The organism is Nocardioides daedukensis, assembly GCF_013408415.1.
Taxonomy (GTDB): Bacteria; Actinomycetota; Actinomycetes; order Propionibacteriales; family Nocardioidaceae; genus Nocardioides; species Nocardioides daedukensis.
The window spans coordinates 3,161,070-3,173,463 of sequence record NZ_JACCAA010000001.1 but is presented as its reverse complement, the minus strand read 5'-3'; the positions used below and the strand labels follow the sequence as shown (position 1 = coordinate 3,173,463).

Sequence of the window (12,394 nt, the reverse complement as noted above, 5' to 3'; positions counted from 1 at the left end):
GGAGATGCAACCGCCATGACCGACGTGATCACCGCCCGCAACGCGATCGAGGAATCGATCGCCGGCCTCACCCTGGCCACCGCCCTGCAGAGGACCGCCGAGGCATTCGGCGACCAGCCGGCCTACTCCGACAAGGTCGGCATCACCAGCGAGGACGGCTCCGGGTGGCGCACGATCACCTGGCGTGAGGTCCGCGAGTCGTCCCTCGACCTGGCCGCTGGCCTGGTCGAGCTGGGGGTGGAGCCCGGCGACACCGTGGCACTGATGGCCTCGAGCCGGACCGAGCACGTGCTCGCCGACCTCGCGGCCGTGCATGCCGGCGCGACCCCGATGTCGATCTATGCGACCCTCTCTCCCACCCAGATCGAGTACGTCGTGGGCCACGCCGACCCGGCTGTGGTGGTGCTCGAGGGCGCCGACCAGCTCGCTCGCTGGGAGAGCGTGCTCGCCGGCGGCGCGCACAACATCAAGAAGGTCATCGTCATCCACGACGCGGCCACCCCCGAGGGCGAGCTGTTCGGGTCCTGGTCGGCACTGGCGAGCGCGGGCGCGGCGTACCGCTCGGCCAACGCCGTCGAGGTCGACGCCCGCTGGCAGGGGATCTCCCCCAACCAGCCGGTCACGATCCTCTACACCTCCGGCACCACCGGCAACCCCAAGGGCGTCGTGCTCAGTCACGCCAACGTGCTCTACGAGGCAGCCAGCTCGACCACGACGGCCGGCACCGAAACGCCGGGGATCACCATCTCCTACCTGCCGTTCGCGCACATCGCCGAGCGCATCCTCGGCATGTACGTCCCGCAGTTCATGAGCGGCCACGTCCACCTGATCTCCGACCCGTCCCTGCTGGTCGGGGCGCTGGCCGACGTGCGTCCCACGCGCTTCTTCGGAGTCCCGCGGGTGTGGGAGAAGATCCGCACCGGTGTCTCCGCCCGCCTGGCCGCCGAGCCTGACGAGGCCAAGCGCGCCGGCATCGAGCAGGCGATGGCGGTCGGGCTCGAATATGTCGAGGCACTCCAGTTCGGCAACACCCCCTCCCCCGAGCTGACCGCGAAGTTCGAGGCGATGGACGGTGCCGTGCTCGGCCTGCTCCGCGCGCTGCTCGGCCTGGACCGGGTCGAGTGGGCGGCCAGTGCCGCTGCCCCGATGCCCGAGGACGTGGCCCGCTTCTTCGCCGGTCTCGGCATGCGCATCTATGACGTCTACGGGATGACCGAGACCTCGTCGGCGATCACCGCCTGCGGTCCGGACGCGTTCCGCCTCGGCACCGTGGGCCGGCCGCTCGCGGGCATCGAGGTCAAGCTCGCCGAGGACGGCGAGATCCTCTCCCGCGGCCCGGTGACCATGACCGGCTACCACCGCCAGGACGACGCCACTCGCGAGCTCATCGACTCCGACGGCTGGGTCCACACCGGTGACATCGGCGAGCTCGACGAGGACGGCTTCCTCAAGGTGGTGGATCGCAAGAAGGAAATGATCATCACCTCCTCGGGCAAGAACATCGCGCCCTCCAACATCGAGAACTACCTCAAGGAGAGCCCGCTGGTCGGGCACGCGCTGGTCTACGGCGAGGGCCGGCCCTACGTCGTGGCCGTGCTGACCCTGGACCCGGAGATCGCTCCGCTGGTCGCCGCCAAGTTCGGCATCGAGGGCAAGGGGCTGGCCGAGCTGGCCCAGGACCCGCAGATCCTCGCCATGGTCGGCCAGGCCGTCGAGGCCGCCAACGCCCGGCTCTCGCGCCCCGAGCAGGTCAAGACCTGGGAGCTGCTGCCGGCCGAGTGGACCGCGGAGTCCGAGGAGCTCACCCCGACCCTCAAGCTCAAGCGCCGCGTGGTGCACACGAAGTACTCCGACGTGCTCGACGCCCTCTACGGCGGGTGAGCGGAATGACCACGACCATCACCGATGCACCCACCACGGACACCACGACCGTGCGGCCCGCCTGGGTCACCGACGAGCTGCTGGGTTCCTGGTTCGACGTGATCGCGCGCGACCCCGAGGGCACCGAGAGCATCGAGGCGTTCGCGCCATACGACGAGTCGCTCACCGCGACCGTCCCGGCCAGCACCAGTGCCGATGTGAAGGCTGCAGTCGCGGCGGCCCGGCGCGCCCAGCGCACCTGGGACAGCGTGCCGTGGAGCAGTCGTGCCGACGTGGTGCTCCGCTTCCACGACCTGCTCGTCGAGCGTCAGTCCGAGGTGCTCGACCTGATCCAGTGGGAGATGGGCAAGGCCAGGTTCAGCGCCTGGCAGGAGATCCTGCAGGTGGCGACCATCGCCCGTCACTATGCCCGTCACGGACGCCGCTACCTCGCGCCGAACCGGGTGCGCGGTGCCGTCCCGGGGCTGACCAAGGTGCAGGAGGTGCGGGTGCCCAAGGGCGTGATCGGGATGATCTCGCCGTGGAACTATCCGCTCTACCTCGCCGTGGGCGACGTGATCCCGGCGCTGCTGGCTGGCAACGGCGTGGTCAGCAAGGCCGACTCGCAGACCGCCCTGACCCTGCTCTGGACCCGGCGACTGTTCGCCGAGGCCGGCCTGCCCACCGACCTGTGGCAGATCGTGGTCGGTCCGGGGCGCGTGCTCGGCGACGCGCTGATCGACGAGGTCGACCACATCTGCTTCACCGGCTCGACGAAGACCGGCCGCTCGGTCGGCACCCGCGCCGGCCAACGGTTGATCGCCGCCTCGCTGGAGCTCGGTGGCAAGAACCCGCTGATCGTGCGGGCCGATGCCGACGTGGCGAAGGCGGCCGCAGGCACCATCGCCGCGGCGTTCGGCAACACCGGCCAGATGTGCATCCACGTCGAGCGGGTGATCGTGCACGAGGACGTCTTCGACGAGTTCCGTGACGCACTGGTCGCCGGCACCGAGGCACTCGGACTCGGTCAGTCGTTCGACTACTCCGTGGACGTCGGCTCGCTGGCCACCCGTGCCCAGTTCGATGCCGTCGTCGCCCACGTGCAGGACGCCGTCGCCAAGGGCGCAACGGTCCTGACCGGCGGCACCGCTCGCCCGGACCTCGGCCCGTTCGTCTACGAGCCGACCGTGCTCGAGGGCGTCGACGAGTCGATGGAGGTCTGCCTCGAGGAGACCTTCGGCCCGGTCGTCTCGCTCTACAAGGTCTCCTCGGATGACGAGGCGATCGCCAAGGCCAACGAGGGCACCTACGGCCTGTCGGCCAGCATCTGGTCGAAGGACACCGCCAAGGCGTTCCGGTTGGCCGGCAAGGTGCGTGCCGGCTCGGTGAACATCAATGACGGGGCAGCTGCTGCTGCCGGCTCCATCGAGGCCGGCATGGGCGGGATGGGTGACAGCGGCCTGGGTCGACGTCACGGAGCCGAGGGGATCCGCAAGTACACCGAGTCCCAGACCCGCGCGACGCAGCGTCTGGTGCCACTCGGTCCGCCGCCGTCGTTGGGTGTGGAGAAGTTCGTGAACCTGACCAACAAGCAATTGATGGTGCTCAAGCGACTGCGCTTCCGCTGAAACGACCCTCCAGTTCGCTCGGCAGGGGCCGTTGATCCACCAGATCGCAGTTTCTGCACCCAGGCTCAGAGGGGGCTCTTGCCTCGCCTGATCCGGCGGCGCATGAACCACAGGTAGTAGTTGAACGGGAACTGGCGAGCCGCCCTGGGCAGTGCGGAGACAATGCGCCCCGTCGTACGGTTCACCTGGGTGAAGATGCGCTCCCTGCGCGGGGACCACGTCAGGCCGAGCTGTGCGCGCAGCGGCGCGGGCAGGTAGCCGGTGTTCATGAACTCGAGGAACCGGCCGGCCGGCCAGAACCAGGCGGGCATCTGCCGGAACTTCATCAGGTCGACGAGGTAGTCCCGGACCTCGGGGTCGAACTCGGCGTCGAGGCAGGTCTCGATGTAGTCGTCGAACGCGTCGGGGTCGGTGGGCCACCGGTCTGCGGGGACCTGCAGCGTGGTCCCGAACCGTGCCGAGTGGCTGTGGATCAGCGCCCTGGTCGCGTCGTCGAGACCACCTTGGGTGCGGGTGTAGGTGTCGACGTAGCCGTAGTGGAGACAGGCCGCGACCCAGAGCTGGAGGTCACGGTCGAAGGCGTTGTACTTCACCGGGCTGCTCGGTCGCGAGCGGACCTGTCGGTGCACCTCGTCGACGTACCGCCTGTAGTCGGCCCGGTCCTGATCGGTGCCGATCAGGGCGACCGCGATGTAGGTGAGCGTGGTCCGGCCCCGCTTGAACGGGTGCTTGGTCACCGCGCCGCTCTCGACGGGTGACTCGATGACGCCCCAGGCCACGCCCGGGCGGGTGAACTGGAGGACCACGTTGGCGGCTCCGCCGTAGAGGGCCAGGACACCGTGCACGTGCGCGCCGATGTCCCCGGCGTTCTCGGCTGTGGGTTGTGCGGGCGTCATCACGGCCTCCCGATGTCAGTTCTACTGTCTCAGCATTACTGTCATCGTAGTCACATCCGGTCCCCGATCACCACCCTTCGGGCCGCCTGCCCGCGATCGGGACAGGCGAAGTAATCTGCATGGCGTGACCACCGTGACACCGCAAGAGATCCGCCGAGCCCTGGCCCGCGCCGAGCGCGGTGCCGCGCTCGACGAATCCGAGGCCACCGCCCTGCTCGCGGCAAGCGGCGAGCAGCTCGACGCGCTCTGCGCGGTCGCCGCCCGGGTCCGTGATGCCGGCCTGGTGACGGCCGGGCGCGAGGGCGTGGTGACCTACTCGCCCAAGGTGTTCATCCCGGTCACCCACCTCTGCCGCGACACCTGTCACTACTGCACCTTCGTCACCGTCCCCGGCAAGCTGGCCCGTGAGGGCAAGGAGCCCTTCCTCTCACCCGACGAGATCCTCGAGATCGCGGCCAAGGGCGCCGAGATGGGCTGCCTGGAGGCGCTCTTCACCCTCGGTGACCGCCCCGAGGACCGCTGGCCCGAGGCCCGCGAATGGCTCGACTCCCGCGGCTACGACTCGACCATCGCCTACATCCGGGCGATGGCGGTCCGGGTCCTCGAGGAGACCGGGCTGCTGCCGCACCTCAACCCCGGCGTCATGTCGTGGGAGGAGCTGAACCGGCTCAAGCCGGTCTCCCCCTCGATGGGGATGATGCTGGAGACCACCTCGCGCCGCCTGTTCGAGACCAAGGGTCAGGCCCACTACGGCTCCCCCGACAAGGACCCGGCCGTGCGCCTGCAGGTGCTCGAGGACGCCGGCCGACTGTCGATCCCGTTCACCTCGGGCCTGCTGGTCGGCATCGGAGAGACGCTCGAGGAGCGCGCCAACACGATCTTCGCGCTGCGTGCCAACGCGCGCCGCTATGGCGCCCTGCAGGAGGTCATCGTCCAGAACTTCCGCGCCAAGCCGGACACCGCGATGCGGCACACCGACGACCTCGACCTCGACGAATATCGCGCTGCCATCGCCGTCAGCCGGATCGTGCTCGGTCCCAAGATGCGCATCCAGGCACCGCCGAACCTGGTCGACCTCGCCGAATGTACGGCGTTGCTCGGCGTCGGCGTCGACGACTGGGGCGGCGTCTCACCACTCACCCCCGACCACGTGAACCCCGAGCGCCCCTGGCCCTCGCTGGAGCGGCTGCGCGAGATCACGAAGTCCTGCGGCTTCGACCTGCAGGCCCGGCTCACCGTGCACCCCGAATATGTCCGCCAGGGCATCCCGTGGCTCGACCCGCGGATCTCCGGCCACGTCGCGGCGCTGGCAAAGGACGACGGCCTCGCGCGCCCCGGCGTACACCCGGTCGGGCTGCCGTGGCAGGAACCCGACGGCGGCTTCGCGACCGTCGGTGAGGGCACCGGTCGTACCGACCTGCACGCCAGCATCGACACCGAGGGCCGGACCAACGACCGGCGCGACGACTTCAACACCGTCTATGGCGACTGGGACGCGGTCGCCGAGGACGCTGTCGCCACCGGTGGCAGCGTGGGACGTGCGGACTCCGACGGACGCGCCGCGCTCAAGGCGGCCGAGAAGGACCCCGGCAACCTCTCCGACGAGCATGCGCTGACCCTGATGACCGCCGAGGGCGACCTGCTCGATGCGGTCTGCGCCCTTGCCGACAACCTGCGCAAGGAGGTGGTCGGCGACGAGGTGACCTACGTGGTCAACCGGAACATCAACTTCACCAACGTCTGCTACGTCGGCTGCCGGTTCTGCGCGTTCGCGCAGCGCAAGACCGACGCGGACGCCTATTCGCTCTCCCTCGAGGAGGTCGCCGACCGCGCCGAGGAGGCGTGGCGCCTCGGCGCCTCCGAGGTCTGCATGCAGGGCGGGATCGACCCGGAGCTCCCTGGCACCGCCTACTTCGACATCGCTGCCGCGGTGAAGAAGCGCGTGCCCGAGATGCACGTGCACGCCTTCAGCCCGATGGAGATCGTCAACGGCTCCTCTCGCACCGGACTCTCCTTCGAGGACTTCCTGATCAAGGCGCGCGAGTCCGGCCTGGACACGATCCCCGGAACGGCAGCGGAGATCCTCGACGACGAGGTCCGCTGGATCCTGACCAAGGGCAAGCTACCCACCGCCACCTGGATCGACATCGTCTCCACCGCGCACCGCGTGGGCGTCCGGTCCAGCTCGACGATGATGTACGGCCACGTCGACAACCCGCGGCACTGGGTGCAGCACCTGCGGGTCCTTTCCCGGATCCAGGAGCAGAACCTCGAGCAGGGGCACGCCGGCTTCACGGAGTTCGTACCGCTGCCGTTCGTGCACACGTCCTCGCCGATCTATCTCGCCGGCGTGGCCCGCCCCGGTCCGACCCTGCGCGACAACCGTGCGGTCCACGCGATGGCCCGGATCATGCTGCACGGCCGCATCGACAACATCCAGACCTCTTGGGTCAAGCTCGGCGTCGAGGGCACCCAGACGATGCTCAACTCGGGCGCCAACGACCTCGGCGGCACGCTGATGGAGGAGACCATCTCCCGGATGGCCGGCTCGGAGCACGGCTCGGCCAAGACGGTCGAGGAGCTCGTCGAGATGGGTGAGGGCATCGGCCGCCCGGTGCGGGAGCGGACCACGCTCTACGGCTCCCCCGCCCCGCGCTGACCCCAGCGGGGGTGGACCGCCGCGGTCGCTGAGCGGTCGCCGCCGCTCAGGGCTCGAGGACGACCTCGACCTCGAAGTCCTCCGAGTTCTCCAGGTAGAGCGCCACGTGCTCGTCGCCGCCGGCATGGGGATAGCGGTCGGCATACATCTCGTGCCAGCCATGGGCCGACGACTCCGCGCGGATGCGGCCCAGCAGGGCGCGGTCGCTGGTGAGCAGGGCGAGGTGGTTCAGTCCCGGCCGCATCCGGTCGTGGCGTACGTCGGACTGGTCCGGCGAGTGCTCCAGGAAGAGGTAGGTGCCGTCCGGATGCACCCAGGAGCAACCGCTCTCCGTGGCGAGGTCGGCCTCCCAGCCGAGTTCGCCCAGCAGCCACCCCCACTCGGCTTCGGCAACAGCCAGATTGGAGACCCACAGGTCGAGGTGGTGCACGGCGCGTGACATGCGCCCACGTTAGCCCCGGTCAGTGCAGCCGAGCGGCTCACCGGACGGGCCACGCCGTCGGCACGGCGTACGGGCTCGAATTGGCCAGGTCAGGCTCGGGCTGGAAGAATGGCGGAGTTCAGGAGGGGAGTATTCCCCCGCAGCAGTGTCGTCAATACGGCAGATCCCTCGGGGTCCACCCGGCGCTGTTGGTCCGGGATGACCACGCCGACGGTGTGATCGCCCGGGCGGAAGAGACCTCCGGAGTACAGTCCGGTTGTCGCACTTCCCATTGTGCGCCAACGTCACGCCACTCCGGAGGAGAGAAGTTTCTTGGGTGCAATCTTGGGCGATTCCGTCGCCAGCCCGCTGATCTGGGGCATCACCGTCATCGTGGCCATCGCCGTCTTCACCGTCGACCTGGCCATCATCGGCCGTCGACCGCACGAGCCCTCCATGAAGGAGGTCAGCACCCACCTCGCGTTCTTCGTCGGGTCGGCGGTCGTCTTCGGCCTCGCCCTGTGGGCCTTCGCCGAGCCGCACGAGCTCTCCAAGAGCCCCGGTCCGGAGTTCTTCGCCGGCTGGCTGACCGAATATGCGTTGTCGATCGACAACCTGTTCATCTTCATCATCATCATGGCCAGCTTCAACGTGCCCCGCGAGTTCCAGCAGAAGGCACTGATGATCGGCATCGTGCTGGCGCTGATCATGCGCGCGATCTTCATCTTCCTCGGCGCTGCCGCGATCAACCAGTTCAGCTGGGTCTTCTACATCTTCGGTGCGTTCCTGCTCTGGACGGCGTGGAAGCAGGCGCGGGACCACAACGACGACGACGAGGCGCCGGAGGAGAACAAGCTCGCGAAGTTCGCCCGCACCCACCTGCCCTCGACCACGGAGTGGCACGGCACCAAGCTGACGATCAAGGAGAACGGCAAGCGCCTGATCACGCCGATGTTCCTGGTGATCCTGGCGCTGGGCACGACCGACCTGCTCTTCGCGCTCGACTCGATCCCGGCGATCTACGGCATCACGAAGGACCCCTACCTGGTCTTCACCGCGAACCTGTTCGCGCTGATGGGTCTGCGTCAGCTCTACTTCCTGATCGGTGGGCTGCTGCAGCGGCTCATCTACCTGGCCTACGGCATCGCTTTCCTGCTCGCCTTCATCGGCGTCAAGCTGATCCTGCACGCCATGCACGAGAACGAGCTGCCGTTCATCAACGGCGGCGAGCACATCAAGTGGGCCCCGGAGATCCCGATCTGGCTGTCCCTGACGGTCATCGTCGGCACCCTGGCCATCACCGCCGCCGCCAGCCTCTATGTCTCGAACAAGCGGGACAAGGAGAACGCCGAGTCCGCCTGAGCGCGACCCGGCAGTTGTTGACGCCTTCAGACGCCGACCCGGCAGTTGTTGACGCCCTTGCGCGTCAACAACTGCCGGGTCGAGGTGTTTCTGGGTCAACAACTGCCGGGTCGGCGTGGGTTCAGGAGACGAGGTCCTGATAGTCGGGGTGCTTGTCGATCCAGCCCTTGATGAACGGGCACTGCGGCACCACCTTGGTCCCTCCCTCGGCGCGCACGGCGTCGAGACCGAACCGGGCCAGCGCCGAGCCGACGCCCTGCCCCTCGAGGTCGACGACTGTATGGGTGAAGGTGATCAGGCCGGGCTCGCGCTCATACTCCGCATAGCCGGCAGCCTCGCCGTCCACGGTGGCCTCGAAGCGGTGCTCTTCCTCGTTGTTCGTGATGTCGAGAGTCATGCCTTCCAGCATGCCACGGGATACGTCGTGCCCTGTCGGGTCAGCCTGTGGGTTCGCCCAGTCGATTCAGCTGCTCGCACCGACGTCTACTTCGCACCTGTGACATCAACCCGGAGGCCGTCCGGGTTCGATGGACCGCCTTCACAGACGACATCGGTGACTGGTTGGGCGTCCCCGTCGAGAACGTAGGTGGCCTTCACGCACCAGCCTTGGTCTTGCTGCAATGCGGTCGCGCGAAGGATCTTCGCTCCGGTGCCGCACAGAGTGCCGGTGATCCCGACCTCGGAACGCACGTTGACCACTGCGCAAACGGCAGCGCCTGTCGGCTCCGGCGGTTCGATGTTGTCGTCTGGGACGATCTGGGCCTGGCCCGCCTCCAGCAGAGGATCACACGGCCCGACCTGAATGTCCGCGTCCTTCAGCTTCGTCACGGTGTCGGCGTCAGGACACGGCGGTGCGACCTCTCCCGGCTGACCGACGCTGGCTCTCCCGACCTCCTCGAGCGTCATCCCCGGCGTGTAGTGGTCCGTAGCCGTCACGGGTTCGTCACCACCGGACGAAGATGTCGCGACGGCAGCCCCGGCCAATCCACCCACAACCATCAAAGTGAGGATCGGTGCCAGGTGTGCGCGGCGCGTGCGAATCATTGGTCCCCCAAGGCTGGTCGTTCATGAAGCATGATTCAGAACCGCTTCCGAGGTTTTTGAGGCTCTGAATCAGAATCCTTCCGCCTCCCCCCCGTCAACGAAATGACCTTCTGTCACGATTCCCTACGAGCCGCCCAGTCGACCAGCTCGCGTGCCGGGCCTCGGGGTGGCTGTGCTCCCCCCGTCCAGACCGCGTGCAGGCGGCGGGACAGGTCGAGGCCGCTGACAGCGACCCGCACGAGGCGCCCACTGGCGACGTCGTTGCGCACGGCGTACGAGCTCAGCGCCGCGGGCCCTGCCCCCGCTGCCACCGCGGCGATCACCGCTGCGGTGCTCGAGAGCTCGAGGACCGGCGGAGCCATCGACCGGCTGGCAAGGGCGCGCTCCAGCACCGTCCGGGTGCCTGAACCCTCCTCGCGGATGACGAGCGGCGTGGCGGCCAGGGCCGAGGCAGTGACCCGGCGCGGTGACCGCTGCGCCCACGGGTGGTCGCGACCGACCACCACGACGAGCGAGTCGACCGCGATCAACCGGTGGCGCAGACCCTCGGGCGGCTCTGGCCCCTCGACGAACCCCAGGTCCACGAGCCCGCCACGGACCAATCCCGCCACCCGCTCGCTGTTCGTCGCGGTCATCGTGAAGTCCGTCGGCGGCTGACCCACGTCAACCTGGCGAGAGCGCACAGCCACCAGCCAGGACGGCAGGAGATATTCGGCGATTGTCAGGCTCGCCGCGATCGAGAGGTGCGCCAGCCGGTCCTGCTTGAGTGCGGCCAGGCCGGCGTCGAGCTGCTCGGCGGCATCCATCACCGCCCGTGCCCACTGCACGACCAGGTCGCCGTGCTGGGTGAGCACCGAACCCTTGGTCGTCCGGGTGAGCAGAGGTGAGCCGATCAGGGATTCCATCGTGCGGACCCGGGAGGAGGCGGCCTGCTGGCTGATGCCGAGCTCGGCCGCCGCGCTGCTGAGGCTGCCGGTCCGCGCGACCAGGACCAGCAGCTCGAGGCCACGCAGATCGGGGACATGGGTGCTCAACACCCCACAACCTTATCTTGTGGCCACACAACAACGTTGTCGTTCCGCATCCTGTGCGAACACGGGACGCTTGCAGCATGACCCTCCGTGTAGCCATCGTGGGTGGCGGCCCCGCCGGCATCTACGCCGCCGACATCCTCGCCAAGTCCGATGCCGACGTATCGATCGACATCCTCGAGCGCCTGCCCGCGCCGTTCGGCCTGGTCCGCTATGGCGTGGCCCCGGACCACCCGCGGATCAAGGAGATCGTCAAGGCGCTGCAGCGGGTGCTCGCTCGCTCCGAGGTCCGCTTCCTGGGCAACGTGGAGTTCGGTGTCGACGTGAAGCTCGACGACCTGCGCTCCTTCTATGACGCCGTCATCGTGGCGACCGGCGCGATGGCCGACCGCGACCTCGGCATCCCCGGCGAGGAGCTGCCCGGGTCATGGGGCGCAGCCGACTTCGTGAGCTGGTACGACGGCCACCCCGACGTTCCCCGCACCTGGCCGCTGGACGCCGCGTCGGTCGCCGTCGTCGGCGTCGGCAACGTCGCCCTGGACGTCGCCCGGGTGCTGGCCAAGAAGGGCGAGGAGATGCTCCCCACCGATGTTCCGGCCAACGTCTACGAGGGTCTGGTCGCCAAGACCACGACGGACGTGCACGTCTTCGCCCGCCGCGGACCGGCGTACGCGAAGTTCTCGCCCCTTGAACTCCGCGAGCTGGCACACTCCCCGAACGTCGACGTGATCGTGCACCCCGAGGGCTTCGAGGTGGACGAGCACAGCATGGAGCACATCGAGAAGAACAAGCAGGCCAAGATGGTGCTCAACACCCTGTCCAACTGGGTGGGTCGTGAGCCGGCCGGAAAGCCGCACCGGATCCACCTGCACTTCCTCGAGCAGCCCGTGGCGATCACCGGTGGCGACCGGGTCGAAGGCTTCCGCACCGAGCGGACCCGCCTGGTCGGCGACGGCTCGGTCGAGGGCACCGGCGAGATCACCGATTGGGACGTCCAGGCGGTCTATCGCGCCGTCGGATATCGCAGCACCGAGCTGCCCGACTTCCCCTTCGACGAGCGCGCTGCCGTGATCCCGAACGACGAGGGTCGCGTGCTGGACCTCGACGGCACCCCGATCGCCGGCACCTACGTGACCGGCTGGATCAAGCGCGGGCCGGTGGGCCTGATCGGGCACACCAAGAGCGACGCCGCGCAGACCGTCGAGCACCTGCTCGCCGAGACCGCCGAGACCGCCCTGGAGCGGGAGCCGCAGGCGGTCAGCGACTACTTCGCCGAGCGTGGCGTGGACGTCGTCGAGTTCGCCCACTGGGAGAACCTCGACCGCCACGAGATCGCCCTCGGCGAGGCCGAGGGCCGCACCCGGATCAAGGTCGTCGAGCGCGAGGACATGCTGCGGGCCTCCCGCTGACACGCCGTTCCCGCTTCACCCCTCCGCCGACCCGTCGCTTGTTGACGTTCTGACCTCGTCAGGGCGTCAACAAGTGCCGGGTCG

10 protein-coding genes are annotated in these 12,394 nt (G+C 68.5%); 5 read left to right on the top strand and 5 right to left on the bottom strand.

Annotated features, from left to right (window positions below; translation table 11 throughout):
• Positions 1 to 15 precede the first annotated feature (15 nt).
• Positions 16 to 1,881 (top strand): AMP-dependent synthetase/ligase, encoded by a 1,866-nt coding sequence (locus BJ980_RS15545; protein ID WP_179503126.1) that lies wholly within the window; start codon positions 16 to 18, stop codon positions 1,879 to 1,881.
• Between the two features lie 5 nt (positions 1,882 to 1,886).
• Positions 1,887 to 3,488 (top strand): succinic semialdehyde dehydrogenase, encoded by a 1,602-nt coding sequence (locus BJ980_RS15540; RefSeq protein ID WP_179503125.1) that lies wholly within the window; start codon positions 1,887 to 1,889, stop codon positions 3,486 to 3,488.
• Positions 3,489 to 3,553: 65 nt separating this feature from the next.
• Here BJ980_RS15540 and BJ980_RS15535 read toward each other — a convergent pair whose 3' ends face one another.
• Positions 3,554 to 4,384, bottom strand: a complete 831-nt coding sequence (locus BJ980_RS15535) for an oxygenase MpaB family protein (RefSeq protein ID WP_179503124.1) — start codon at positions 4,382 to 4,384, stop codon at positions 3,554 to 3,556.
• Between the two features lie 124 nt (positions 4,385 to 4,508).
• Here BJ980_RS15535 and BJ980_RS15530 point away from each other — a divergent pair, with 124 nt between their 5' ends.
• On the top strand, positions 4,509 to 7,043 hold the full coding sequence (locus BJ980_RS15530; RefSeq protein ID WP_343047834.1) for a bifunctional FO biosynthesis protein CofGH: 2,535 nt from the start codon (positions 4,509 to 4,511) through the stop codon (positions 7,041 to 7,043).
• Positions 7,044 to 7,089: 46 nt separating this feature from the next.
• On the opposite strand, the gene BJ980_RS15525 is transcribed toward BJ980_RS15530, so the two are convergent.
• Positions 7,090 to 7,485: a VOC family protein gene (locus BJ980_RS15525; RefSeq protein WP_179503123.1), complete on the bottom strand. Its 396-nt coding sequence runs from the start codon at positions 7,483 to 7,485 to the stop codon at positions 7,090 to 7,092.
• 324 nt (positions 7,486 to 7,809) lie between these two features.
• Between BJ980_RS15525 and BJ980_RS15520 the strand changes: the two genes are divergently transcribed.
• Positions 7,810 to 8,826: a TerC family protein gene (locus tag BJ980_RS15520; protein WP_246279987.1), complete on the top strand. Its 1,017-nt coding sequence runs from the start codon at positions 7,810 to 7,812 to the stop codon at positions 8,824 to 8,826.
• A gap of 121 nt (positions 8,827 to 8,947) precedes the next feature.
• On the opposite strand, the gene BJ980_RS15515 is transcribed toward BJ980_RS15520, so the two are convergent.
• The 3 genes from BJ980_RS15515 to BJ980_RS15505 all read right to left on the bottom strand — a co-directional run bounded on the left by BJ980_RS15515 (position 8,948) and on the right by BJ980_RS15505 (position 10,904).
• On the bottom strand, positions 8,948 to 9,223 hold the full coding sequence (locus BJ980_RS15515) for a GNAT family N-acetyltransferase (protein WP_179503122.1): 276 nt from the start codon (positions 9,221 to 9,223) through the stop codon (positions 8,948 to 8,950).
• Positions 9,224 to 9,309: 86 nt separating this feature from the next.
• Positions 9,310 to 9,870: a hypothetical protein gene (locus BJ980_RS15510; protein ID WP_179503121.1), complete on the bottom strand. Its 561-nt coding sequence runs from the start codon at positions 9,868 to 9,870 to the stop codon at positions 9,310 to 9,312.
• Positions 9,871 to 9,983: 113 nt separating this feature from the next.
• On the bottom strand, positions 9,984 to 10,904 hold the full coding sequence (locus tag BJ980_RS15505) for a LysR family transcriptional regulator (RefSeq protein ID WP_218855538.1): 921 nt from the start codon (positions 10,902 to 10,904) through the stop codon (positions 9,984 to 9,986).
• Positions 10,905 to 10,981: 77 nt separating this feature from the next.
• Here BJ980_RS15505 and BJ980_RS15500 point away from each other — a divergent pair, with 77 nt between their 5' ends.
• Positions 10,982 to 12,310 (top strand): FAD-dependent oxidoreductase, encoded by a 1,329-nt coding sequence (locus BJ980_RS15500; protein ID WP_179503119.1) that lies wholly within the window; start codon positions 10,982 to 10,984, stop codon positions 12,308 to 12,310.
• Positions 12,311 to 12,394 lie beyond the last annotated feature (84 nt).